General features: G+C 39.6%; 23 protein-coding genes. 4 read left to right on the forward strand and 19 right to left on the reverse strand.

The annotated features are described in order from the left end of the window. Nucleotides 1–25: 25 nt before the first annotated feature. The 10 genes from ABEQ24_RS10275 to ABEQ24_RS10320 all read right to left on the reverse strand — a co-directional run bounded on the left by ABEQ24_RS10275 (nt 26) and on the right by ABEQ24_RS10320 (nt 14,690). The gene (locus ABEQ24_RS10275; RefSeq protein WP_430006706.1) at nt 26–2,902 is read right to left on the reverse strand and encodes an ATP-binding protein; all 2,877 of its coding nucleotides are present in this window, start codon (nt 2,900–2,902) and stop codon (nt 26–28) included. Next, complete coding sequence (locus ABEQ24_RS10280; protein ID WP_430006707.1) at nt 2,889–3,260, reverse strand: response regulator transcription factor; 372 nt, start codon at nt 3,258–3,260, stop codon at nt 2,889–2,891. Before ABEQ24_RS10280 ends, ABEQ24_RS10275 begins: the two co-directional genes overlap by 14 nt. Nucleotides 3,261–3,630: 370 nt before the next feature. Continuing rightward, entirely contained in the window at nt 3,631–4,479 is an 849-nt protein-coding gene (locus ABEQ24_RS10285; RefSeq protein ID WP_430006708.1) for a hypothetical protein, read from the reverse strand. Further along, nucleotides 4,472–5,824: a glycosyltransferase family 2 protein gene (locus tag ABEQ24_RS10290; protein WP_430006732.1), complete on the reverse strand. Its 1,353-nt coding sequence runs from the start codon at nt 5,822–5,824 to the stop codon at nt 4,472–4,474. The genes ABEQ24_RS10285 and ABEQ24_RS10290 overlap by 8 nt, the downstream gene beginning before the upstream one ends. A gap of 49 nt (nt 5,825–5,873) precedes the next feature. Continuing rightward, entirely contained in the window at nt 5,874–6,908 is a 1,035-nt protein-coding gene (locus ABEQ24_RS10295; protein WP_430006709.1) for a HEAT repeat domain-containing protein, read from the reverse strand. Beyond that, nucleotides 6,909–8,513, reverse strand: coding sequence for a GGDEF domain-containing response regulator (locus ABEQ24_RS10300; RefSeq protein WP_430006710.1), 1,605 nt, complete (start codon nt 8,511–8,513; stop codon nt 6,909–6,911). Between the two features lie 138 nt (nt 8,514–8,651). Next, the gene (locus ABEQ24_RS10305) at nt 8,652–10,313 is read right to left on the reverse strand and encodes a glycoside hydrolase family 13 protein (RefSeq protein WP_430006711.1); all 1,662 of its coding nucleotides are present in this window, start codon (nt 10,311–10,313) and stop codon (nt 8,652–8,654) included. Between the two features lie 304 nt (nt 10,314–10,617). Beyond that, nucleotides 10,618–11,853 carry a dicarboxylate/amino acid:cation symporter gene (locus tag ABEQ24_RS10310; protein WP_430006712.1) on the reverse strand — a complete coding sequence of 412 codons (1,236 nt, stop codon included), beginning with the start codon at nt 11,851–11,853 and terminating at the stop codon, nt 10,618–10,620. 101 nt (nt 11,854–11,954) lie between these two features. Continuing rightward, nucleotides 11,955–13,268 carry a hemolysin family protein gene (locus tag ABEQ24_RS10315; RefSeq protein ID WP_430006713.1) on the reverse strand — a complete coding sequence of 438 codons (1,314 nt, stop codon included), beginning with the start codon at nt 13,266–13,268 and terminating at the stop codon, nt 11,955–11,957. Between the two features lie 117 nt (nt 13,269–13,385). Continuing rightward, nucleotides 13,386–14,690, reverse strand: a complete 1,305-nt coding sequence (locus ABEQ24_RS10320) for a glycosyltransferase family 2 protein (protein ID WP_430006714.1) — start codon at nt 14,688–14,690, stop codon at nt 13,386–13,388. 157 nt (nt 14,691–14,847) lie between these two features. On the opposite strand from ABEQ24_RS10320, the gene ABEQ24_RS10325 reads away from it, so the two are divergent. Then, nucleotides 14,848–15,090: an atypical membrane-integrating protein (Mistic protein) gene (locus ABEQ24_RS10325; RefSeq protein ID WP_430006715.1), complete on the forward strand. Its 243-nt coding sequence runs from the start codon at nt 14,848–14,850 to the stop codon at nt 15,088–15,090. A 12-nt stretch (nt 15,091–15,102) separates the two neighbouring features. Continuing rightward, a complete protein-coding gene (locus ABEQ24_RS10330) occupies nt 15,103–16,095 on the forward strand; it encodes a potassium channel family protein (RefSeq protein WP_430006716.1) in 993 nt (330 codons plus the stop codon). On the opposite strand, the gene ABEQ24_RS10335 is transcribed toward ABEQ24_RS10330, so the two are convergent. From ABEQ24_RS10335 to ABEQ24_RS10345, 3 genes are all read right to left on the reverse strand, one after another. After that, entirely contained in the window at nt 16,092–16,496 is a 405-nt protein-coding gene (locus tag ABEQ24_RS10335; protein WP_070875860.1) for a YugN-like family protein, read from the reverse strand. The genes ABEQ24_RS10330 and ABEQ24_RS10335 overlap by 4 nt on opposite strands. Before the next feature lie 643 nt (nt 16,497–17,139). Beyond that, nucleotides 17,140–18,489, reverse strand: a complete 1,350-nt coding sequence (locus tag ABEQ24_RS10340; protein ID WP_430006717.1) for a glucose-6-phosphate isomerase — start codon at nt 18,487–18,489, stop codon at nt 17,140–17,142. A 143-nt stretch (nt 18,490–18,632) separates the two neighbouring features. Further along, on the reverse strand, nt 18,633–19,796 hold the full coding sequence (locus ABEQ24_RS10345; RefSeq protein ID WP_430006718.1) for an iron-containing alcohol dehydrogenase: 1,164 nt from the start codon (nt 19,794–19,796) through the stop codon (nt 18,633–18,635). Between the two features lie 158 nt (nt 19,797–19,954). Here ABEQ24_RS10345 and ABEQ24_RS10350 point away from each other — a divergent pair, with 158 nt between their 5' ends. After that, on the forward strand, nt 19,955–20,188 hold the full coding sequence (locus ABEQ24_RS10350; RefSeq protein ID WP_430006719.1) for a DUF378 domain-containing protein: 234 nt from the start codon (nt 19,955–19,957) through the stop codon (nt 20,186–20,188). Between the two features lie 83 nt (nt 20,189–20,271). Here ABEQ24_RS10350 and yugI read toward each other — a convergent pair whose 3' ends face one another. The 6 genes from yugI to ABEQ24_RS10380 all read right to left on the reverse strand — a co-directional run bounded on the left by yugI (nt 20,272) and on the right by ABEQ24_RS10380 (nt 25,429). After that, nucleotides 20,272–20,670, reverse strand: coding sequence for a S1 domain-containing post-transcriptional regulator GSP13 (yugI, locus tag ABEQ24_RS10355; RefSeq protein WP_133312401.1), 399 nt, complete (start codon nt 20,668–20,670; stop codon nt 20,272–20,274). A gap of 100 nt (nt 20,671–20,770) precedes the next feature. Beyond that, complete coding sequence (locus ABEQ24_RS10360; RefSeq protein ID WP_430006720.1) at nt 20,771–21,301, reverse strand: GNAT family N-acetyltransferase; 531 nt, start codon at nt 21,299–21,301, stop codon at nt 20,771–20,773. Between the two features lie 59 nt (nt 21,302–21,360). Continuing rightward, nucleotides 21,361–23,007, reverse strand: a complete 1,647-nt coding sequence (locus ABEQ24_RS10365) for a hypothetical protein (RefSeq protein WP_430006721.1) — start codon at nt 23,005–23,007, stop codon at nt 21,361–21,363. After that, nucleotides 23,000–23,557, reverse strand: a complete 558-nt coding sequence (locus ABEQ24_RS10370; protein WP_430006722.1) for an RNA polymerase sigma factor — start codon at nt 23,555–23,557, stop codon at nt 23,000–23,002. The genes ABEQ24_RS10365 and ABEQ24_RS10370 overlap by 8 nt, the downstream gene beginning before the upstream one ends. A gap of 208 nt (nt 23,558–23,765) precedes the next feature. Further along, nucleotides 23,766–24,932, reverse strand: a complete 1,167-nt coding sequence (locus ABEQ24_RS10375; protein WP_430006723.1) for an aminotransferase — start codon at nt 24,930–24,932, stop codon at nt 23,766–23,768. After that, complete coding sequence (locus ABEQ24_RS10380) at nt 24,929–25,429, reverse strand: Lrp/AsnC family transcriptional regulator (RefSeq protein ID WP_430006724.1); 501 nt, start codon at nt 25,427–25,429, stop codon at nt 24,929–24,931. Before ABEQ24_RS10380 ends, ABEQ24_RS10375 begins: the two co-directional genes overlap by 4 nt. Nucleotides 25,430–25,670: 241 nt before the next feature. Between ABEQ24_RS10380 and ABEQ24_RS10385 the strand changes: the two genes are divergently transcribed. Continuing rightward, nucleotides 25,671–26,504 carry an alpha/beta fold hydrolase gene (locus tag ABEQ24_RS10385; RefSeq protein WP_430006725.1) on the forward strand — a complete coding sequence of 278 codons (834 nt, stop codon included), beginning with the start codon at nt 25,671–25,673 and terminating at the stop codon, nt 26,502–26,504. The last annotated feature ends 82 nt before the right edge of the window (nt 26,505–26,586 follow it).

Consider the following 26,586-nt stretch of genomic DNA (forward strand, 5'->3'; position numbering starts at 1 on the left):
AGAAAGAACGCTTCATAGCGTTCTTTCATTTTCCTTCATCCCGTAACAGTAAATGTGCTTCCCGGTCTTTGCTTAATAGGGCCTGCAAAACCAAATTGGAAAGCTTGCTCGGCTGATAAGGCTTTATGAGAAATTCATATGCTCCAAGAGCCATTCCTTTTTCTTTTTCGTCTAAAGCAGATGAGATAAAAATTGGAATCTTATTTAATTCAGGCAGTCTATTCATTTCGTGGAGGATATCCCATCCTGTCAGCACACTTTCATCAAGCATGATATCAAGAACGACAGCATCGGGCTTTTTGCTTTTAATGGCAATGAGTGCCTCCTCTCCACTATTGAATACTTTGGCATTGAATCCGCTCTCTTCAAATTCTGTTTTCAGCAAGCTTGCAAGACTTTGATCATCTTCGATTATCATAACATTGGCTCTTTTGGAATCTTGCGTCAGATCTGAATCTGCTGAACTATATTCAGAAGCTAAAGGAAGAGCGACAGTGAATACACTTCCCTTACCAATGCGTGAACTTACCGAAATTTCTCCATCATGTTCTTTTATGATTTCTTTTACAATCGCAAGTCCAAGGCCTGTACCACCAATTTTTCTGCGGTCTGAATTGTCAACTCGGTAGAACTTTGAAAAAAGCTTATCCACAGCTTCCTCGGGAATGCCCAGTCCTTTATCCTCTACATCAATTTTCAGCATGTTTTCTTCTTCATACATGAGAATCTTAATATCTCCTCCGTCTGGGGAGTACTTCACAGCATTGCTTAAAATGTTCTGAAAGACCTGGGCCAATTTATCACGGTCTCCAAATACCGTTGTAAAGTCAGCTTTTACATTTAGAATGAGCCTGTGCGCTGAGGTTTGGATCTGCTGATTTTCTATCACTGTTTGAAGAATAGTTGAAAGTTCTTCAAAGCGTTTTTCATACGTCTGCTTGCCGGCTTCCATTCTTTGCACATCCAGGAATTCATTAATAAGGGAAGTCAGCCTTTTGCCTTCTTGAAGAATTGTCATTAAATACTTCTTCTGACGTTCTGGTTTAAGGTCCTTGTAAAGCATGAGTTCTGTAAACCCAAGAACACTTGCAAGCGGGGTTCTCAGTTCATGGCTGACTGTGCTGACAAATTCAGATTTCATCTGATCAACTTCGTATTCCTTTGTAATATCGCGGTGAACCATAACGGTTCCAAATTTCCGTCCATTTCTGTACAGAGGCTCAATATATACCTGGATAACCATACCCTTATCCATCTTGTAAATATAGCTTTTATCCTCTTGATGTTCTGAAAAAATAGATCTCTTTAAAAAACAAATAAGCGGTTCTGGATCTACTATAGCTGCAGAGAAGTGCTGTGACCACTCATCGAATGAAGAATGGTTTACATTTATCTCATGACTTTTCATGAGCAGATTCTGCATTCTGATGTTCATTTGTAAATTCACACCGTTTATATCAACGAGCTGAATTCCTTCATGTATTGTATTTAGGATATGTTTTGTCATTTCTCTGTCTGCTTCTGATTGTTCGAATAATTTAATTTTGTCTAAAGATACAGCAATATTTTTGGAGAGGGATGAATATTCCTTAATTTCTTTATCATTAAAAGCTGATGCAAACCTTGTGAATATCATCACTGCATCTGCTTCATCTGAAGAAGAAATGACCGGCAAGTACAAATCATAGGAGAATTGATCCTTTTGATGATACCCTTTTTCTTCAGGCGGTGCTTCTCTTTTATAGACTGCTGCTTCTTTAGTCTTTTTCAATTGTAAGATCAAGCCCGAATCAAGATTATTTCTTAATTGGGAGACAGCACTTTCAGACAAGGAGACTGACGCAAAGTCCTTATGCTGATCTAAAGTCATGATGACTCCTTTATCTGCTTTAACGATCCTGCACATTGTAGCAATAATACTGTTTAAGATTTCTTTTTTATTTAACGTATTGGATATTCCATTGCTGAGCTCATTGCGGAGCATTAATTGCGATTCTCTCTCCCACATCATTTCAAGGGCTGATTTCAATTCCTCCTGCTGTGCTTGAAGCTCATCCTGCTGTGCTTGGAGTTCTTCATTTTGAACGGTTAAATCCTGTTCTTTTTCTTGAATGCTTTTACTCATTTTGGAAAAGGCTTTGTGAAGCAGTCCAAGCTCGTCGCTTCGATTCGATACTTTATCAAATATTACATCCCTTCCTGCTGCAATCTCACTTGCTGCAACAGTAAGTGTATTTAGCGGTTTTTGGATTTTCCTCAAGAATCTTCTAATAAATCCAATTAGAGTGGCAACCATAATAATCAGCAGCACAAGAAAGCAGATTTGACTGAACAGGATGTTCTGTGTGAAGTGTTTGCGGTTTTCTTCGATTTCCTGGTCAATTTGAAGACTGTAATTCTGAAGACTTTTTTGGAAAGTTCTTACTGTTTCAGATGCACCTTCGACAGCCTTTTTGGATACTGCCAGTGTATTACCATTTTCGTATTCTTTAACTGTATTAGGCAATTGATCTACAAAGTAAAATTGATAGAATGCATTCAAGTCTTGCAGAAACCTGTAATCATTATCATTTTCTGCAAGCTTTTCTAATTCTGCCGCCGCTTTTAAGACTCTTTTTTTATTATCAATGCCCCGGTTATAATAATGTTTATTTTTTCCATTTTCACCATAAGCAAAATAAGCTCTAAATTCTGAAATTGCCAGATTGTATGAGTTATCAAGAATAAGTGTTGTGCTTTCTTTTTCATCCAACTGACGATTTCGCTCTTCAAAATTGGATGTGATTGTGTTTTGATACCAAACATATAAAGTAATGACAGCGGTAAAAACAAAAATAATGACACCCGTCATGATTCCAAATTGACGGGCCAGACTCTTATTGAAAAACTTAGAGTTGTTCACTTAAAATCTCCTCTACCCTTACTATAAGATTCATAGGACTAAAAGGCTTTGAGATGAAGTGGTCAGCTCCTGCTTCAAGGACGGCCATCTGATCAGCTGCCTGATTTTTCGCACTAAGCATGACCACTTTAGCATACTTCCGATTTGGAAGGCTCCGAATCATCTGTATGACCTCAAGACCAGTATGAACAGGCATCATGCAATCAAGCAAAATCAAATCATATTCATTCTCCTGAATCAGTTCATACGCTTCTGCTCCGTCTGAAGCCTCATCAATATCATGCCCTTCATCCTCCAGAGTATCAACAACAAGCATTCTAAGTACTTCCTCGTCTTCTGCGAGCAGGATTTTTGCCATTCATTTTTCCTCCTTTTATTTAAGAATTTCTGCTTTTACAAACGACTCATTTATCCCACTGTAAACAAGATCGATTGGTTCCTCCTATTATCCCAGATGGATGAAAGGTACCCTTGTCGGTTTTTCAACGGCTTCCGATAATTTTCTCCATCATCGGTGCATAAACTTTCCAAAAGAATCCGTCAGTTCTGCCCTTTTTATCAGACGACGTCATCTGTTTCCATCGAGTGATTCCCTTTGCCTGATAAATGAGGGGAACATTGGGAGTATCCGCGAAATCTCCAGCAAGGTAATGTGTATCATAGTTTGGACCAGAGTGATGAACGACTGCAGGAAAAGTTGCGTTTATGCCTTTTTCTGCAAGCTTTGTCTAAGCAGATTGATTCAGCGAAAGGTTATAATCTGCCAGTACTTCCTCTTCATTCCTTGGCTCTATCACATCAAACCAGTAGTTATATCGGACACTCTCATTTAACTGAAACAACTTCTTTCCTTTCTCTGTAAAAGAAAAAGTGACAGGATGATCTTCAAAATCTTTTTTTGTAAAAATCATCACTTCTTCAGATTCATGAACAAAGACAAGTCCTGGTCCTGAAAATGAATAATCTTGTTTAGTTGAAGTCTCATAGTTTTTCTTAAGCCAGTCCGGAACTTCCTCACTATTTAAATCGAGATAATATCTCCCTGTCCATCCGGTCCAGTGTAGGTGAAATAACTCCTCTAATTTTTCTCTGGCCTCATTTTTTGTGGGTGATGCAAATGTGTTGAACTCAGCAACAATACTTTGACTGTTTTTTTTTACGGAGTCTAGAAGCTTTTCTGTCTCTTCAAGCTTCATTCCGCCATAAATCAATCGATTCTCACCTTTTTCTGATTGATCTGAATCTCCTGTAAATACTCCGTACGTATCTGCCAGATAGATTAGCTGATAGGAACTGAGACTATCCGGAATCTCCCTCCCCTTCTTTTCCTTTGGAAGGTAACCGGAATAATCTTTTGCTGCATCATACACTTTCCCATTGTCTTGTGTTTTCTTCATAGTGTTGAGCAGCCAGACAATTCCTTTATGCTCTCTATAGCTGTCATCCACAACGGTTTTATCAATAATGAGCACATTCAATTCTTCTGATTGCTCCATCCTCCAAAGCCAAAAAGGAGCCGACAGCAGGATGATTAAGAGCAGACAGGCTGCTGTATAAAAGAGTCCTTTTTTATTCACTTGAAACACCTTTCCTAACCATTTCTCCCCAGCCGTTTTTACCTAACATGACATCAATTATTCCTTCTATTCTCCATAGGACTGTGAGGGGTCTGTACCAAAATGATTCCGTCAAAGCGAATAAAAACAGAATCATGAGCTGGTTCACATGAGGATATTTTTCCATACTCCATTCCTCAAGCAAAACAGCTGCAACAGAAAAAATAGAACCGTAAATCAAGGATAAAAAGAAAAAGAGGATGGCAATCTCTGCGAATACATCTCCTCTGAAGAATGAAATGATAATAATGAAATAGCCTAAAACTTCAATTATAGGCCCTAAAAATTCAATGAAAAAGTAATATGGCATAGAAATAAGTCCAATTGATTTATATTTTGGATTCAAAATTAAAGTTCGATGTCTCCAAATACTGTCAAATAAACCTTTATGCCAGCGTTTGCGCTGCCTCCTTAAATACTTGATCGATTCAGGAGCTTCAGTCCAGCAAACAGGATCAGGCACATAAACAATTTTTTTCTTTAGTTTTCTTTCCTTAATCAGCCTGTGCAGCCTGACAACAAGTTCCATATCTTCTCCTACTGTATGCGAATAGCCTCCTGCCTCAATTACCCACTGCTTTGAAAAAACACCAAAGGCACCAGATACGATTAATAAAAGATTTGTGTGACTCAATCCTATCCTTCCCGAAAGAAACGCCCTAAGATATTCAATAACCTGCATAATCACCAAGGGCTTATCCGAAAGCCCGACACGAGTCAATACACCGTTTTGAATCGTGCAGCCATTTGCGATTCGAATGCTCCCTCCAGAGGCAATAATTTCATCACGGGACTCAATAATAGGCTTTAACACCTTGAGAAATGCATTTCGCTCTATGACAGAGTCGCCGTCTAATGAACAGAAGTAGGGATAGCGGGAAAAATTGATTCCCGCATTAAGCGCATCCGCTTTTCCGCCATTTTCTTTATCAATGACATAAAGATTTGAGTATATGTTTGATTGATAAATTGCTTTAATTGCCTTTGTCCCGAGCTGCTTTCTAACGACACGCTTTATTTCCTTCAGATCAAACCGTTCTCTTAATTTTGCAAGTGTGTCATCTGTCGAACCATCGTTTATGATCAGCATTTCATATTCTGGATATTCAATACTGATCAGTGAACGGATTGTACCGTATATTCCTGCTGATTCATTATAGGCAGGGACAAGAATTGAAATTGGCTTTGTGTAGACAGATTGAAGAATTTCTTCATATGGCTCCCGTTCATCTAGCCTATATTGTTTTCTTACTTGTAAAAGAGAAATAAGCAGCATTCCTCCATATACTGCAACTACAAAAGCCATGTACAGTAAAAGGACCCAGCCTATTCCTTCAAGTAACGCATCCCATTCATTAATAATAAATCCTCTCCTTTTCAATCCACTCTATCGCCATATCTTTTGCAAACCCATCTTCAGACCGATTGATCACATCTATCAGTTCATCTCTCCCGTCTTTAAATTTCACAAGGGACCTGGCAGACTCCATTCGAACCAAATATTCTCTATCTTCAAGCAGCAGTTTGACATCCATCTTGTAAGCGTCTATTCTCAGAGCTCCGATTACCTTTACCGCCATCATGCGTTCCTGCCAGCTTGATGATTTAAGGAATGGGGCTATTTTTTCCGGGTGAACAAGCCGTCCCATATCTGAAATTGCTCTAAGGGAGCGGAGTTTTTCCTCCTTGTCGCCTGTATACAGCAAGTCTTCAAGAAAAACATTGTGCTCAAATAATTGTTTTTCACCGATTAAATTAATCAAATTATATTTCACTGGCTTTTTCAATTGTGGATAATGGAGGATACATTGCTTCAGCTGCTCAGCAGGCAGACTCTGAAAAATGGTGAAAAATGTAAAATCAGATAAATCATTTCTTACCATATTCAGCTTGCTGATAAAACCAGGTTCTCCGGATACCGCAAATATTTTTAACATTTGAGCTTCTTCAGATGCAGAAATCTTTTTCACCTGATATTGTTTTTCTATGTCATCAAGAAAATGAAAGAGCCTCAAATCTTCTATTATATATAAAGCGTTCATACGAAAGCTCCACTTTCCTGAGTACAGATGTTTTCTCAGCCATTTTGTCAGCGACTTTTCAGCTGCATTACGCAGCCTCTCTTTTACGGTTTCGCTATCAAGGACAACAGCAAACTCCTGCAATAATTCACTAAAAGCTTCTGCATCCATTTTATTGTCAGCAAATTCAGCTTGATCATTCAAATAATGATAGAGTGGAAGTCTATACCTTTCTTTGCTCTCATCCATTTTTTTTCTTTTTTGTTTTCTGAAAAGCTTTGCTGCTGTCAAATACAGGAGCAGAAAAATCAATACACCCATAGAACTTATTAATAAAAAAAACAGCTGATTGACAGAAAGTATATTCACTTATTTCATCCTTTTTATTAAATGATGCAGTCTCGACTCAAGTTCTAATAAACGGAAAGGCTTTGTCAAATAATCATCTGCGCCTAATTGGAGGGCTTTAGATATGTCATGGTCGCTTTTCCTTGAAGTCAGCATCATTATTGTAAAGAAATGCTGATTGGGGAGGCTTCTAATCTTTTGCAATACCTCGATTCCATCCATCTTCGGCATCATTCCGTCAAGAACGATAAAATAATGTTCTTTCTTATTGTAAAAGTGCGATTCAATAAACTCCATTCCGTCCCTGAAAACAGCTATATTAAGCTCAAACTGCTCTGATAATAATTTGCTTTTCTGAAACAAGTCACTTAAAATTGTGCGGATAATCGGATCATCGTCCACAATTGCCACATTTAAAGTTTTCTTACCAGCAGCTGCCTCTTCAGAAAAAACAAGCTGAATGTTATTTCTTCCTTTTAGTTTTGCCTCATACAAAGCCGCATCTGCCAGCTCAACGGTTTTTTCTGCATGCTGTTCTTTATTCACTTCAATGACACCTGCTGAAAACGTACATGTAAATTCTTGATCTTGATATGTAAACACCTGAGTCTCAAAAACTCTTCTTACCCGGTCAAGCACTTCTTTTGCCTGTTTATTTGTTGTTCCAGGAAGCAAAACAATAAATTCCTCACCGCCATACCGGATTAAGACATCACTGCTCCTCAAGGTTTGTTTAATACACTCAGCGAATCCTACTAATACAGCATCTCCTGCCGCATGACCGTATGTGTCATTTATCCGTTTAAAACGGTCTAAGTCGATGATGCCCAAACTGAATATATGTCCTTCCCGCATTAGTCTGCCATGAAGCCGATCATAAACAGGCTGAAGAAATTTTCTGTTGTACACTCTCGTAAGTTCATCAAGTATCACAAGTTCATCAATATTTTTTTTCTTTTCAATTTGGCGCTGAACTCTGATTAAAAATTCGTCTATATCAAAAGGTTTTGTAATAAAATCATCGGCACCGTATCGATAGCTGTTTAACCTGGTCTCTTTCGTCTCGTCGGCACTAATCATAATAGTTGGCACATATCTTTTTTTCATTAAGTTTTTCAATTCCATAAGGGTATCTAATCCGCTTTTATCCTTCATGTGCATATCAATGACAATACAATCCGGTTCAAAATCATAATAAGAATTCATACCCCGGCTGGAATCTGTAAATGCAACTACTGCGTATCCTTCATTTTCTAACTGCTCTTTAATAAACATCAGCAAGGACGTGTCATCATCAATCAGCATAATTAAATCTTTTTCTATTTCATAATCACTGCCTACATGACCATCTTTTGGCACTTCCACTTCATAACAAGCTGAAATTAAAGGGAACATCAGCCTCTGGACCTCTTTAGGTAGCCATACTTCTCTATTAAGTTTCATAATTTGTTTTAATAGCGATGATGATATTTCTCCAATTTCATAAAGACCTATTGTTGGGGCGGTTCCTGAAAGTGAATGTAAGAATCGGTATAGATCATCTTGCTCAATTGTCTGATCTAAATTCAGCCAAGAGTCTAACTGGTGTTTCATTTTATGCAGCAAATTTTGTTTGTATTTATCCATCCATAACTCTCCTGACCACTTTATTAACCCCCATTATTTTACTAGTAGTTGTTGAATTTGCAACCGTCCAGAAGTCCTTCAAACGTAAAAACCCCAAAAGATGTCAAAATGGTGACATTCTTTCGGGGTTTTATTCATTTATAGCATGTATACTCTTGCTTCAAACGGCTTCATTGTGAATGACGTTGTGTGTTTATGCTCAGAGACTTCATAGTTTTGAAGAATCAGATGCTCTTTGGATAAAGGCAGCCTGCTGTACTGATAAAAAGCAGTTTTATTACTGATATTTGCAATAATCAGAGCTGTTTTGCCATTGAATGTTCTTGTGTATGCATAGATCTGTTTGTCCTCCGGAAGAATCAAATCGTATGACCCATAAACGAACATGTCATTTGCTTTGCGGATCTCAATCATTCTTTTATAGAAATGATAGACTGAGTTCTCGTCTTTCAGCTGCTGTTCAACGTTAATGTGTTTATAGTTTTCGTTAGCTCCAAACCAAGGTGTGCCTGTTGTGAAGCCTCCGTTTCCCTCTTCATTCCACTGCATTGGTGTACGTGAATTATCACGGCCCTTATGCCAGATAATTTCCATGATTTCTTCATGTGAACGTCCTTTAGCCGTTTCAATGCGGTAAAGGTTTTTCATCGCTACATCATCGTAATCATCAATTGACGGGAAATGAACGTTTGTCATTCCAAGCTCCTGCCCCTGATAAATAAATGGTGTCCCCTGCATTAAGAAGTACATGGCTGCTAAAGCTTTTGCACTTTCAATCAGGTATTCTTTATCGTTGCCCCATGTTGAAACAGAGCGCGGCTGGTCGTGATTTTCAAGGAATAATGCGTTCCAGCCGGAACCATCCAATCCTTTTTGCCATTTTGTTAAAGTTTCTTTTAACTTTATAAGGTCGACTGTTCCTTCTGTTCCATTATCCCATAATCCAAGGTGCTCGAATTGGAAGATCATGTTGAAGATGCCATTTGTGTCGCCAACCCAGTCTTCCGCCTGCTCGAGCTTAACGCCGTTCGCTTCGCCGACTGTCATGATATCATAACGCGCAAACGTTTGCGCTTTCAGCTCGCTTAAATGCTCCATAATCCCTTCTACGTTCATGTGATAATCAAATGAGGAAACAAAGTCAAGTCCGTTCGGATTAGGCAGATCAGGAAAGCCATCTTTTTTATTAATATGTGAAATTGCGTCTACTCGGAAGCCGTCGATGCCTTTATCAAGCCACCAGTTAATCATATCGTATACAGCTTGTCTCATTTCTTCGTTTTTCCAGTTTAAATCAGGCTGCTTTGTTGCGAATACGTGCATGTAATATTGGTCTGTTTCTTCATCAAGCTCCCATGCCGAACCGCTGAAGATGCTTTCCCAGTTGTTTGGCTCTTTGCCGTTTTTGCCGTCACGCCAGATGTACCAGTCCCGTTTGCCGTTCTCTCTTGAAGAGCGTGATTCGATAAACCAAGGATGCTCATCACTAGTATGATTTACGACTAAATCAAGGATCAGCTTCATGTCTCTCTTATGCACTTCAGCCAGAAGGTCATCAAAATCTTCCATTGTTCCGAAGTCTGCCATAATATCCTGATAATCACTGATGTCATAGCCATTGTCAGCATTAGGCGATGTGAAAATCGGGCAAATCCAGATTACATCGATGCCGAAATCTTTTAAGTAATCTAATTTAGAAATAATGCCGCGGATATCGCCAATTCCGTCACCGTTTGAATCCATGAAACTTCTAGGATATATTTGGTATGCAACTGCTTCTTTCCACCAAAACTTTTTCAACTGAAACACTCCTTTATATCAACCTTAACGTCAAGTAAGACGAATTTAAAAATGGGTTAAAATGTTAAAAATAAAAGTATTCGCTTACATTTAATTAAAAGCTGTCATTACTAAAAAATATTATACTCTAATTATGTTAAAGATTGAACAATTTCCTTTGAATTCCTTCTAATAGTTTTATAATCAGAAAAGCGTAAGCGTCCGTAAGCTCCAACCGTTGCCGAAGTTGGAGGTGCCTATGCCAGGCATCAAAGCATTAAAAATAGAAGAAGCTATCTGCAAAAGATACCTTCTTCTTAGTCAATTATGCAATTTTGGAACTAAGTTCAGCTGATTTTTTCTTCAGCCAGTCTTTTCCTTCTACTAATCTCGAAACCATCATGCTGCTGACATTATCCCCGGTAGCATTGAGCATTGTTGCCGGCGGATCAATAATCGTGGAAATTGCCGCTATGATAGGCAGAGCTTCAGGTGGAAATCCGTAAAGGGTCAAAATCAGCATTTCACCAATCATGCCTCCGCTTGGGATAGCCCCCATTACCGTTCCAACCAGGATCGCTACAAGGACCACACTTGTTAATGTGCCAAAACCTGAGAAGTTCATTTCAAAGATTCCAAAAAGAAAGGCAATCTTTAATACGCCTCCAAGTACGGATCCATCCTTGTGAAGAGCAGCACCCAGAGGAACAGTAGTCTCGCGGATATCTGCGCTCACACCCATTTTGCGTGCAGCTTCAAGGTTCACAGGAATTGAAGCTGCACTGCTGCATGTAGCAAGTGAAGTCACGGTTGGAGAAAGCATGTTTTTCCAGAATACGCTGACTGCCTGCTTTTTGCCTGACATGAATGCGTAAATCGTAAAGGCAATCACAAAATAGATAAGGGCTGAGACGTAATACATGACACCCGCTTTAAAATAAGTGCCTAAAAGCATCGGACCGTATTCACCGACTAATGTAGCGAAATAGGCGCCAAGCCCGATCGGCGCATAATGCATAATTAATGAAACAAGCTTCATCAAAACTTCTGATCCGGATGATAGAAAGCTTGCGAACGGCTTCCCTTTTTCGCCGATCATCGAAACCGACAGGCCTACTAAAACAGAAAAAACAATCATAGCAAGCATGTTATTTCTTGAAAATAACTCAACAAAATCCGGAACCGTAAATGTGCTGACAATTTGGTCTGCAAGTGTTACATCTTCCAGCGCTTCCGGTTTTTCAAGCTGAAGCGACACTCCCTGTGCAGGCGGAATGATTTTAACAACGGCCAGCATATAAAGAGCAGAAATTAAACCTGTAAACAGGAACACGCCAAGCATGCTTCCCATAATTTTGCCGAGCCGCTTTGTTCCTCCCATATTTGCTATGGAAGAAGCGATTGTAAAGAATACTAATGGTACAACAACCGTAAACATGGCATTTAAAAACAGATCACCAAACGGTTTTAATAATGTTGCTTTTTCTCCAAACACAAGTCCGAATATTCCGCCAATAAGGACAGAAGACAGCAAAATAAGCGGAAAGCGATAAGCTTTCATTCAAAAAATCCCTCCAACTAATTACAATAAGAACTCACTAATGCTATCAGAGGGAAAAAAATTATTCAACTATATAATAGTGGAAACGGACAAACAGGCAATCATTCTCGATCACCTGTTAAAACTTCCATCTTCTTCTTTGCTTCAAGCGTCTTAATATGATGCCCTTCCATGTCCGTTACGGTAAACTCGTATCCGTCAGACATGATTTTGTCTCCTTTTACAACATCGATTTTCTCGGTCAGAACCCAGCCTCCGATTGTATCTACGTCTTCTGAATCAATCTCGAGCTGAAGGAGATCATTCACTTCTTCAATTAGTGCTTTGCCGTCGAAAATGTAATGATATTCACTTTTCTTTTGAACATTAGGCAGTTCGTCCACGTCAAACTCATCACGGATTTCTCCGACAATTTCCTCAAGGATGTCTTCTACGGTTACAAGGCCTGCTGTTCCGCCATATTCATCAACAAGAATCGCCATGTGAATCCGGTCTTTTTGCATTCTCAGCAACAAATCCTGTATGGGAATTGTTTCAATAACCTTGATAACGGGACGTATATAATTTTTAAGAAGCACGCCTTCTTTGGACATGTACAGCGCATCTAATACTTCTTTGATATTTACGAGCCCCACAATGTTGTCTTTGTCTTCATGTTCAAGCGGATATCTTGTATACCGTTCGCTCCTCATGATCTCTAAGTTTTCCTCAAAAGAATCCTCGAGTGCCACTGTAATCATCTCTGTTCTTGGAACCATGATTTCTTTGGCTATTCGATTATCAAATTCAAAAATCTTATTGACGTATTTATATTCTGACTGATTGATCTCGCCGCTTTTTAAGCTTTCAGACAATATGATCCGGAGTTCCTCTTCTGTATGAGCCATTTCATGCTCTGATGCCGCATGGAGACCGAACAGCCTGACAATAAATAAGGCAGAACCATTCAGCGTTTTTATGAAGGGATACATCATTTTGTAAAAAAAAATGAGCGGCCGGGACAGTGTCATTGTCACCCACTCGGCTTTTTGAATAGCAAGCGTTTTTGGCGCCAGCTCTCCTATAACTACATGCAAGTAGGTAATAGCTATAAAAGCGAGGACAAACGATAAAATGCCGGAGAGCGATGGGTTTAGTCCCCATGAGTCAAATAAAGGATGAAGCAAATGTTCAATTGTCGGCTCCCCAAGCCATCCAAGCCCTAAGGCCGTAATTGTAATGCCCAGCTGGCAGGCAGATAAATATTCATCAAGGCTGCCTGTCACTTTTTTTGCGGCTATTGCATTCTTATTCCCTTCACCAACCAGTTGATCTATTCTGGAACTTCTCACTTTAACGATGGCAAATTCCGCAGCAACGAAGAATCCGGTAGCCGCAATTAACAGGGCGACCAATAATAAATTTGTGACAATCAAGAGTTCCCTTACCCTTCAGCGGATAAGGTCACCTCCCTTCTTTGGTGAAATCCATCTAGGTGAATACTCATATATAGTTTCTATTCTTTACTAATTAGAAGATGCTTAGCATCTCATTTATTTCCATATTCTCCTTAATTTTAAAAATTCTTGGATATACCCCCACACGGACACTGGTGACATGATGATTTGATAAGTTAAAACAAATAAGAAAAAACCAGCTGTGTTTTTTCTTACTTTTAAATCAAGTTCCCTGAACACTTTTTTCTGATAAGAGTAAATGCTGAAATAGCTGATTAAGGTAATCGGAAGAACAAATAATGTCATCGGGCCTACAATCCAAAAGTAACCGAAGAATGCGAGAATAAGTCCTGGAATCCAGCACACTGTGTATGTAAAATCCAGGTATGGCATGATAAAGTTTATGCCGGTCAAAAATTTCACGAAGAGAACCGGCTGGTGCCATGGCTTCATTTCCTTCAAGGCTTCGATCATTCCCCTCGCCCATCTTGATCTCTGTTTGGCAAAATGACGAAACGTCGCTGGAACTTCAGTAAAAGCAACAGAAAGCGGCTCGAAGTAAACCCTGTAATTGCGGCGCAGGAACCGCCATGTCAGCACAATATCCTCACCAATGGCTTCAGGCCAGCCTCCGATTTCCTTTACTGCATCTGTCTTATAAAGACTAAACGCCCCTTGTGCGACAAGTGTTCCCTGATAAAGTCCCTGAAGTCTCTTTATGGCTGCAATACCAAGGAAATAATCCCACTCCTGCATTTTAGTGAGTAAATTCTCACGGCTGTTTCTGGCAAGAATCGTACCCGCAACGGCACATACATCTTCAGGTGAACTGACCATCCTTGCGACAATATAGCGAATGGCACTTTTATGCAAAAGAGTGTCAGCATCAAGCGTCAAAACAAACTCCGTATTTGTTTGGCTGATTCCACGGTTTAGAGCATGAAATTTCCCCGGCTTTTCCTCATTGAAAACACGAAGATTCAGACCTAGCTCTTTCCCGGTTTTTTCAGCTTCAGCTGCAGTATCATCAGTTGAACCATTATCAGCCACTATCACATGAATCTCACCTTCATAATCCTGTTTAGCAATGTAATGAATCGCAGTCACAATATTTTTTTCCTCATTTTTTGCAGCAATAATAACGGTAACCGGCAAAACAGGGCTGATGTTCTTATGTCCAGGCTGCCTGTCGATCCACAGACTGCACACTAAAAAAGCATTTAAAAATCCCGGAATATAAGCAATTCCGGCAATAATCATTATAGCAAGAGGAAGCCCTATGATTTCTGCAAGCTCCCTTACCCACGGCAATGAAATGTAGATCGAGGCGCCCATCCAAAGAAGGGCAGCTGTCTGGCTGATCCAAAACTTCTTTTTAACTGATACATATCTTTTTTTCATAAGTTATCAACCTCAGGTTATGCCTTTTTTTTATCTTTTACAAAAGAAAAAAGAACATGCCCTTAGAACAAAGATGATAACTTTCACCATTTGCCGAAAAAATAGATCAAGATTGCACATACTACGGAAGAATACGTTTTGAACGGGAAGTGAAACGATGAAACTGACAGAAGATGAAAAAAACACACTCAGCGATGCGATTGATAAAATGAATGAAGGACTTGATGTCTTTATCCAATTTTACAATGATGCAGAAGAGGATAAGCCTATCATCGAATTTAATGAGAAAACGATGTCAGCAATCGAAAAAGCTATAGGTGTCTATGGAAAAGATACAGTCACTGAGAAAATTAATTCTATTATCAGAGAGGTCCTTTCTTTTCTTCCAAAAGAAAAATAAGAGGTGAAAATTGTGAGGTCTAATAAATTATTGATTGATTGGCTGAAGTGGCCGCTGTATTTTAGAATTGTTTTAATTGTGATGCTGATTGTGCTTCTTTTCGGACAGGTGATTTCACTTATTGAACCTGAAGTTTTCCCAACCGTGTTTGACGGAATCTGGTGGGCGCTTGTCACTGTATCCACAGTCGGTTTCGGAGACTATGTGCCTGAAACCGTAGCGGGTCGCTTTGTAGGAATGGTGCTCATCTTGATCGGTGCAGGGTTTGTCACAACCTATTTTGCCACGTTGTCAGCTGCAGCTTTTCAAAAACAGCATTCATACCTTAAAGGGGATACCACGTTTAAACATGGCAATCATATCGTCATTATCGGATGGAATGAAAAAACGAGCGAACTCATTGAGACCTTTCAAAAAATAAAACCATACAAAAACCTCGTTTTAATAGATGATACGCTTGAGGAATCACCCCTCATTGAAAACCTTCATTTTATTAGAGGCAATCCGACAATAGACCGTACACTTGTGAAAGCGAATATAGAACATGCGGATGCAGCCATCATCACAGCGAACCAGCATAAAAATGAATCGGACGCTGATATGCACTCCATCCTCATTTTACTTGCTTTAAAAGGGATAAACCCTGATTTATATACTGTCATTGAGCTCGTTACCGGATTGCAGCTGAATAATGCAAAGCGTGCAGGTGCTGATGAAATTATTAAATCCTATCAGCTGTCAAGTCACTTAATGATGAACAGCTACTTAGCAAAATATGGATTATCAAGCGTATACTCAGAACTCAATCCCGCAAATGGAAACTACTTCAAAATTGAACCGATTCCAAAGGAACTAATTGGAGAAACCTTTCATGCGGCAAGCCACGCCCTTCTAGAAAAAGAGCTGCTGTTAATCGGCATCAAAAAAGGAGATAAGACGAAGTTAAACCCGCCCATCTCCCAAGTCCTGCAACAGGATGATTTACTCATTCTGATTACTCATTAGTCAAGCAAGACTGCTTCAAGTTCTTTCACTAGATCCTTTCCAAGATCAATATACTTTTCAGGAAACTCAGCATCCTTATCCTGGGGTTCCTGAAATTGATCAAACGAAGCTTTCACATTTCCAATATGAACATTGTCATCAAGTCCGATTTGGTATTTATGCGAAAGCAGATATGGATTTGTCAGCTTGACTGTCGTATTTTGCGAATCAAGCTGGCCATCCACCGCTGTAAATGGAACGCGCAGGAACTGATAGCCAACTTCATCATCAATCTTATAATCAAATGATCCATGATCATACTCCCAGCCTCCGCCAATCGCATATCCAAGCGGTTTCAGCTGCTGTTCAAGATGATAAAGCTTAAATGACTTCCCTTCAAGCTTTGATGGAATTTCAATCACGTCCATCAACCTCCTTTTAAAGAATAGGTTCTCCTAAAGGATGTTTTTTTATCATGAAAAAGGGACTGGGACGTAACGATATTCTCCCGAATTAAAACTGAACATTGAATTGGGCGAAAACCATTAAAAGAAAGGGCTATTTTCGCATAAATTGTTGTTTTTCATAATGTCCGTTCCTTTCCGATGGAATCATAGCGTACGGCTGATTCCACTTTTACGTGCAAAAACCTGAATGGCGGAATCATAGCATGCGGTTGATTCCACTCTTCCGTGCAAAAAACAAAATGGTGGAATCATAGCATGCGGTTGATTCCACTCTTCAGTGCAAAAAACAAAATGGTGGAATCATAGCATGCGGTTGATTCCACTCTTCCGTTCAAAAACCAAAATTGTAGAATCATAACATACGGTTGATTCCTCTTTTACATGCAAAAACCTAAATGGTGGTATCATAGAGTGCATTTGATTCTATTTTTCTGCACAATAACCAAATTATAGGCTAATTAAAACAACCATCTATGCGAAAACTGCCTAAAAGATAAAGAAAAAAATCCGAACTAAAAGGAAATTCAAGTTGGAATTTCACATAATAGTACGGATTTTTCTTTGGCTGAAAACCTTTGTCCCAGCCTCTTTTTGTATTTTATTTCAAACGTTTTTCAAGCTCTGCTTTTACTTCTTCAAAACCAGGTTTGCCAAGTAAAGCGAACATGTTTACTTTATATGCTTCAACACCAGGCTGGTCAAATGGATTGACTCCTAAAAGGTATCCGCTCATTGCACATGCTTTTTCGAAGAAATAAACAAGGTATCCGAATGTGTACTCGTTCATTTCCGGAAGGTTCACGATCAAATTCGGAACGCCTCCGTCTGTATGAGCAAGCATTGTGCCCTGGAATGCTTTTTTATTAACGAAGTCAACTGTTTCTCCAGCTAAGTAATTTAAGCCGTCCAAATCATTTTCTTCCGCTTCAATTGTTAATTCATGACGCGGCTTCTCAACGTTCAGCACGGTTTCAAATAGATCGCGGCGTCCTTCTTGAACGTATTGTCCCATTGAATGAAGATCTGTTGAGAAGTTGGCTGAAGCAGGGAAAATACCTTTTTGATCTTTTCCTTCACTTTCGCCAAACAGCTGCTTCCACCACTCTGCAAAATATTGAAGACCCGGCTCATAGTTAATGAGCATTTCAATTGTTTTGCCGCGGTTATATAATGCATTTCTGACAGCAGCATATTGATAAGCAGCATTCTCTTCAAGTTCAGAAACTGCAAAGTCCTCCATAGCAGCTGCTGCACCTTTCATCATTTCTTCAATGTCAGCTCCTGCAGCAGCAATCGGCAATAAACCAACAGCTGTTAAGACAGAATAACGTCCGCCAACATCATCAGGAATAATGAATGATTCATAGCCTTCTTCAGCCGCCAGTGTTTTTAGAGCACCGCGAGCTTTATCTGTTGTTGCATAAATACGGGATTTCGCTTCTGCTTTTCCGTATTTTTCTTCAAGCAGCTTGCGGAAAATACGGAATGCAAGCGCAGGTTCTGTCGTTGTGCCTGATTTAGAAATAACATTGATGGAGAAGTCTTTCCCCTCAAGAAGATCCATTAAGTCCTTCATGTATGTTGAGCTGATATTATTTCCTACAAAAATGATCTGAGGCGTTTTGCGCTGTTCTTTAGAAAGTGCGTTGTAGAAAGAATGGTTCAGCATTTCAAGAGCAGCACGTGCTCCAAGGTATGAACCGCCAATTCCGACAACTAAAAGAACATCTGAATCAGATTTGATTTTTTCAGCGCTTTTTTGAATGCGTGCAAATTCTTCTTTATCGTACTCAGAAGGAAGATCAACCCATCCAAGATAGTCGCTTCCAGCACCTGTTTTTTCATGAATTGAATGATGCGCCACTTTAACGAAATCGCGCAAATATGTAAGTTCGTGTTCACCAAAAAATGACAACGCTTTAGAATAATCAAAACGAACATGTGTCATCGCAGTTCCTCCATCGCATATAAAAATTTTTATCCTCTTTCACTTTAACGAAACTGAGAAGGTAAATCAAGCAAGCCTCCTGATGTAAACGCGTTCAATTCAAAAATAAATAAAACACCCTGCCGAAACAGGGTGTTCTGCTATTAAAGAGATGCTCTCAAGATTGCAAGAACGTCTTCTTTATTCAGCTTTTTAAAATTGCCGAATTCGCCATTAGCCATTGCTTTATCAGCAATCAGATCAAGCTTCTCATCTGTGATGTCATAATCAGCCAGGCGGTTTGGCGCGCCTAAGCTGCTCCAGAATTCGCTTAGCTTATCAATTCCTTCTAATGCGATATCACGATCTGATTTTCCTTCTGGGTCTACATTGAATACACGTTCAGCGACTTGTTTAAAGCGTTCAACATTTTCATCCAGCGTATGTCTCATCCAGTTTGGGAAAAGGATTGCAAGACCGCCCGCATGCGGAATGTCATAAACTGCTGATACAGCATGCTCAATGTTATGAGTTGCCCAATCGCCGCGGTATCCCATTTGCAGAGATCCGTTTAATGCAATTGTGCCTGAATACAGAATGGTTTCGCGAAGCTCATAATTTTCTAAGTCACTCATCAGCTTAGGAGCTGTTTCAATAACTGTCTTTAAAGCAGCTTCACAAAAACGATCCTGCAGAGGTGTGTTTTTCGTATGGTGGAAATATTGTTCAAACACATGGGACATCATGTCCACCATGCCATACACTGTTTGGTCCTGCGGAACAGTATACGTGTTGACAGGATCTAATATAGAGAATTTCGGGAATGTCAGAGGACTTCCCCATCCGTATTTCTCCTGAGTTTCCCAGTTCGTAATAACAGAGCCTGAATTCATTTCAGATCCAGTTGCAGCTAATGTGAGCACTGTTCCAAAAGGAAGAGCTTCAGCCGGCATATGTTTTTTCGTCACAATATCCCAAGCATCTCCGTCATACTTTGCTCCTGCAGCGATCGCTTTTGTACAGTCAATGACGCTGCCTCCGCCTACGGCTAAAAGAAAGTCGATGTTTTCGCTTTTAGATAAATTTACGCCCCGTTTTACAGTCGATAACCTTGGATTTGGTTCAACCCCTGCCAGTTCAAACACGTTCGCTCCGATTTCCTCAAGCTGCGCAAGAACTTTGTCATATAAACCATTGCGTTTAATGCTTCCGCCTCCATATACAAGGAGAACATTTTTGCCGTATTTAGGCACTTCTGTTTTTAGCTGTTCAAGCTGATCTTTACCAAAAATTAATTTAGTAGGATTATGGTATGTAAAACTTTCCACAATCATCGCCTCCTTACTTTATATGAATTAAGTATGACCATTTTTTGATTGTTTTTGCAAGAAATGCGCTCGGCAAACTCTTTTTTCACACCATGAATAATTTGGCCGATATCTTCACACTCTATGAGTGCATTCACACATTTAAAGGAGGTAACAGCATGAGCGCATTACAGCGAATTGCACTTGTACTTACTATTATCGGAGCGATAAACTGGGGTTTAATCGGCTTCTTCCAATTTGATTTAGTAGCTGCTATTTTCGGCGGCCAAAACGCTGCATTATCTAGAATTATCTATGGACTGGTAGGAATTGCAGGTCTTATCAACCTTGCCATCCTCTTTAAGCCGGCAGCTGAACTCGGCCGTACAGAACCAAAACCGGAAGCACGCTAAAGAGTAAGCACCGGATTTTAATCCGGTGCTTTTTTTATGCAAAAAAAAGAATCCATCCAGCTGGATGCATCCTTTTCATGTTCTTATTTGTTTGTTTGTTTAGACTGCTCGATCCACTCTTCTAATTTTTCTTTAAGAGTGTTGAAACCTTGTGGAGTTTCATTAGAATAAGCAGGAGTTGCCTTCATTGTAGCTTGACGCTTTTTAGGCTTTTTAGGAGCTTCAGTTTGTGCTGGAGCTTCTTGAGTTGCACGAATTGAAAGGCTGATTTTTCCAGCTTGCTCGTCAACTGAAAGAACTTTTACTTGAACTTCATCGCCAACTTTTAATTGCTCGTTAATATCTTTAACAAAACCGTGTGCGATTTCAGAAATGTGAACTAGACCTTGTGTTGATTCATCTAATGCTACAAACGCTCCGTAGCGTTGGATTCCTGTTACTTTGCCTGTGTGAACAGAACCTGTTTCGTATTTTGTGCTCATGGTAACACTCCTATATAAGTTGTATTTTTCTCGTTTAATATACGCAATTTAAAACTATATCATATATCCCCATTTTTTTCAATGAAGTTTTTTATTTATGTCAAGCATTTGAACTCTTTGACATCAGCCAGCAATCCCGGTAAGCGTTTTCGTGAAAAAGGTGTTTCGAAAGCAGTTTTACTTTTTGGAAGCCGCACTTTTCATAGCAGCGAATAGCACGTTCATTTTTCGCCATAGGGTCCATAACCAATCGATCTGCACGAGAAAGCAAATAGGATGACACCGCTCCAATAACCTTCTCTCCAAGTCCCAGGTTCCATAAGCCCGGTTCTCCTATGAACTGATCCATTCCAAAAACGGTTCCATCTGCATACCCGTACAGTTCACGTTCTTTCACACTTATTTCATAAAATTGCAGGTATCCAATCGGGTTATCATCATAGGCTATGATACATCTTGTTGTTTCGCTATTCCGATCATAAAATTTCTTTTCAGTCATTGAGAGTGAAAACGGTTTGTCCCTTCCCTCGTAAAACTCCAGCAGCCTTTCATCAGAAAGCCACTTTGCCAATAAAACGCTGTCCTTTCTTTCTAATTTACGAACTGAAAGCCTTTCAGTTTGAACAAGCATTTGAACGCCTTCCTTTCCTATTTAAAAAACCGGGCTGCAGCCGCCCGGTTTGAAAACGTTTATTTACTTTTCTGATAAACAATCTTCGATGAATAATTCTTTGGATCAATTCTTACTTCAAAGCTGTCAACAGAACCATCTTCATAGAAAAATTCTAATTTCACGTTATTTTCATCATAGTTCTCACCTAGCTTATACAGCTTATCGGAAAGTGTTTGATACTCCGGTGCTTTATTCTGTATTTTACGTTCAAATTCCTCTTTTGACGAAGTTCCTTCTTCCTTAAAAAGAAGTTCATAAGCAGTATCTGTATCTCCCATAACAATTGTATAAAAATATAGTCGAATCATATCTGCAGGCTGGAGTTCATTTAGTGCTGTTTCGTTTCCATGGTCCTTAAATGAACGGTAGGCATTGTATATTCGATTTGATAAAGGTAGCAATTTGAATTCTCTTCCTCCGTAATACGATACTGCCGGCCTTAAGCTCTCTGGTACTGTTACCTTATATTGCTGATATTCTTCTATTGTATTAAACGTGAAATTCTTTTCTTTCAAGTAATTGTAGTATTCTGATACGGCAGCCGCGGTTTGACTATTTGGATTCTTTTCCATGACATATTCCATTGCCGACTTCCATTCCTCTTTCAAACGATTCTCTTCATCGATTGCAGGAGTGTTGTTAAGCCCCTTTAAGAGGAGGAACAGCCAAAATTCATACCGCTCTTTTAGCTTTTCACTATATTTAAAATTCGGGTTTTTATTAATAAAGTCTTCTAATGCAACTGTCCGATCTGCGAGCTCCTGCGGCGGAACACTGACAGCAGCGTCTTCTGTCACCTGAGCCTGATTTTCCATTTCAAAATACGTCTGCATTTGAGGGCTTGGCTTTAGTTCCGCTTCAAATAAAGCCAGGTCAGACTGAAAATTAATCATCCCTTCCCCTTCATGGTAAAAACGATATCCGCTGTCCCTGATCTCTTTTACGACTGGACCAGCTTCAGGGTCATCAGTACCGGAACGATTCAATTCGTCTGCAAAAGCAAACACATCTGTATATTGTAAGTTTTGTGAGACGGAAAGCCATTTTTCAAAGTAATATTCATTCATGATTCGCTGTTTTTCAAGCAAACTGATGATTTCTTCATCTTTAATTTGCTGTCCTTCTTTTGCCTTTGTACGCAAATTATCAAGCTGTTCACTTGGAACTGCGACATTTTGCCAAACCGTCTGCTTCACTTTATTGTAGTAATTTTCAAGTTCCGGCACTGATTTAAAACTATCTCTTTTTTCAAAATCAGCTGCTGCTTTTTTTGCATCTTGTATAAAAGAATATTGTTCAGGGTCAGCTATACTGACTTTTTCATCAAATGCCGCCAGTTGATCATCATACAGCTGTCTGATTTCTTCATGCCTTGCTTCAATTTCTTCAGCTGAAGGAGGAACTGCAGCTGCTGGAGGCTGGTCTCCTGTTCCGCCATTACGGTGTTCTTTTTGCATTAAAAGCTGTGTTCCCAGGAGTCCAGCTATAATTAGAACGCCAATGAAGCTTGCTGCATATAAGGTGTGTGCCGAGAAAAAGCTTCGCTTCTTTTTCTGTTCTTTATGAATTCGTTCCATGATTTTATCTGCAGAAGTCTGCACAGGCAGCTGCTGGTAAGATTGTTTTAAGTTCGATAATCTTTGCTCAAAGATTTGATCATCCATGAGTTTCACCTTCTTTCTTCTCTTGCTCCTCCAATATCTTCTTAAGCATCGCTTTACCTCTTAAAATTCTTGTTTTAACAGTAGATAACGTAATCGACATAATTTCAGCAATCTCTTCATATTTAAGCTCATGAAAAAAATAAAGCACAATTGGAACTCTGTATTTTTCATCAAGCTTTTGAAGGCACAGATGAAGAGTCCTGTCTTCTTCATTTTGAAGAACATGAGCTTCGACTTCAGGATAATCATCAGCAGGCTCGTTTTGAATTTTAAAGACCTTTTGACGATTAGACATTCGTTTTCTTGCAGCATCGCGCGTTACATTCAGGGTTATTTTATAAAGCCACGTAGAAAATTTCGCTTTTGAAAATTGATCAAGAAAACGGTACACACGTATAAATACTTCCTGTGTAATATCATCTATATCATCGCGCCGGTTTCCCAGCTGATAAGCAAACTTTTCAACAACTGGAGTGTATTTCAAAACAAGCTCCTGAAACGCATTCATATTGCCTTTTTTTGCTTTTAAAACCAACTCATCATCGTTCATGTTCTGCCCTCCTTCTGACATCTATGAAACGTGAGCTAATGACTATTTGTTTCAAAAAATACCTTAAGAAATTAGTGCCTGAAAAATGTAAAAAAGAGGTTTATCCCTCAAAAAAAGGGGAATACTATTAGCGTATAAGCTTTCTAGTATTCCCCCCTTTTGTTTTTGGACAAAGCCTTAACGGTTTTGTCCATTTTTTTATGAATTCCTACTGAAAATTCTTCATGAAAATAGAAATTCTTCTTAATGCCTCCTGCAGCTGCTCTAAGGAAGATGCGTATGAACATCTGATAAAACCCTCTCCGCTTTCTCCAAAAACATGGCCAGGCACAACAGCTACCTTTTGTTCAAGAAGCAGCCGTTCAGCAAATTCTTCTGAGCTTAGTCCTGTATTTACAATGGACGGAAACGCGTAGAAAGCTCCTCCCGGCAGATGGCAAGGCAGCCCGATTTCATTAAGAGTCTCAACAAAATAATTTCTTCTCTGCCTGTAGCTTTTTTTCATCTGTTCGACATCCTGAAGTCCGTTTTTCAGGGCTTCGATTGCACCAAACTGAGCCATTGTTGGAGCACACATCATGGAGTACTGATGAATTTTAAGCATAGCCTGGGACAGTTCTGCCGGAGCCGCAACAAAACCAAGGCGCCATCCCGTCATCGCAAAGCCTTTTGAAAAGCCTGATATTAATATCGTCCGTTCATGCATTCCCTTTAAACTCGGAAAGCTGGTATAGGCCTCATCATATGTAAGTTCAGCATAAATCTCATCAGCTAATATGATTAAATCGTGTTTTTCAGCCATTTCAGCGATTTGTTCGAGCTCCTGTTTATTTAACACAGCACCTGTAGGATTGCTTGGAGAACACAGCAGCAATGCCTTAGTCCGGTCTGTAATCGCTGCTTCTATTTGTTTTGGCAGAAGTTTAAACTGATCTTCAGCTTTTGTATGAAGCGGTACAGGCACACCTCCTGCAAGCGATACTAAAGGTCCATAAGAAACAAAGGATGGTTCTGGAATCAGCACTTCATCTAAAGGGTCAGTGATTGCTCTTAACGCAATATCCAAAGCCTGGCTGGCCCCTACAGTAACAATAACTTCGTCCTCATAGCGATATGAAACATTGAATTTCTGATGCATATACCGGACAATCTCCACTCTCAGCTCTGCAAGACCTGCATTCGCTGTATAGGAAGTATAGCCCTGCTCAAGCGATAAGATACAAGCTTCTCTGACATTCCAAGAAGTGACAAAATCCGGTTCTCCGACTCCAAGCGAAATAACACCTTCCATGCCAGCCGCAAGATCAAAGAACTTGCGGATGCCGGAAGGCTTTAATTGTGAAACGGTTTTAGATAGATACCTCTTTTGTGTCATGGAGACACCACAATTCGTCTGTCTTCATCATCCTGATCGTAAATTTTGCCGTCATGCTTATATTTTTTCAAAATAAAATGAGTCGTTGTTGACAGCACGGAATCAAGAGTGGATAGCTTATCTGAAACAAAATGAGCGACCTCTGACATCGATCTGCCTTCAATCACAACAGATAAGTCGTAAGCCCCTGACATGAGATAAACAGATTTCACTTCTTTAAATCTGTATATCCGTTCTGCAATCGCATCAAAGCCTGTTCCCCTTTTCGGCGCGACCTTTACATCAATCATCGCTGTTACACCTTCATGGCCATCAACTTTGCGCCAGTTGACAGTTGTCGAATAATCAATAATAACTTTTAGTTCCTCAAGGCGTTTAATGGTTTCAATCGTTTCTTCCTCTGACAGCTGCACCATTTTAGCAATTGCAAGAGGAGTCAGTCTGCTGTTTTCCTCTAAAATCTCAAGTATTTCCGTTTCTTTTTGAGAAAGCTTCATTTCGTCGTCCTCCTTCTATCCATTAAGAATGTTCTGATAATTATAGCATGAACAAGAGAAAACAGACATGGGGCTCTTCGTTTTTTTTCTTCAAAATACGGGTAGATTTTACATGAGTTATTTTTAGATTCAAGGTTAAAATAACAGAAACTTTCACGGCAGATATGCTGATAACCGTCAGCTTTTGTCAGCTTATTCGAACTCATGTTATAGAGGTAATTCAGAAAAAATGCTGGAGTGAATGACTATGGTGACTTTTGAAAATAAACAGGAATTCAAGATGATAATACAAGGCATTCATGTTCATTACGAGCTCTATGAAAACCCTGGAAAACCTACAATGGTTTTGATTCACGGCTTTCTTTCTTCTACCTTCAGCTACCGGAGGCTGATTCCGTATTTAAGAAATGAGTATCGGATCATTGCGGTTGACCTGCCTCCTTTTGGACAGTCGGAAAAGTCAATTGCATTTGTTTACTCATATCGAAATATGGCTAAAGTCGTCATAGAGCTTTTAAAAAATCTTCAGGTGGATGACGCCATACTTGTAGGACATTCCATGGGCGGGCAAATTTCCTTGTACGCTTCAAAAGAAATGCCTGAAATGTTCAGAAAGGTTGTCCTTCTCTGCAGTTCAGGCTATATGAAAAGATCTCATCCTTCTCTTATTTTCGGATCATATGTGCCTTATTTCTATCTTTGCATTAAACACATTATGAGCCGTCAGGGAGTATGGAAAAACCTTTGCAATGTCGTTTATGACCAAACCCTGATTGATCAGGAAATGATGGATGGCTATATTCAGCCGTTTTATGATGACCGGATTTTTATGGCATTATCCCGAATGATCCGTGACCGTGAAGGTGATTTATCTGCAGAAGATTTAAGAAAAATTGAAACACCGAGCCTTCTCATATGGGGGCAGGAAGATAAAGTCGTCCCCGTTCAGATAGGGGAACGCATGAACAAAGACCTTCCAAATTCTCATTTCTTTTCATTGAAAAACACAGGACACCTAGTTCCTGAAGAGCGCCCCGATTTCGTATCGGAACGGATCTTCGAGTTTTGTGTCTGATATAAGAAAAGCGGAACCGACTAGTCAGACTAAGGCAGACAAATAAGGCTCCGGCTGAAAAGGCGCTTTTTGCCTTTACAGA

This window comes from Metabacillus idriensis (genome assembly GCF_050483325.1).
Lineage (GTDB): Bacteria > Bacillota > Bacilli > Bacillales > Bacillaceae > Bacillus_P > Bacillus_P idriensis_A.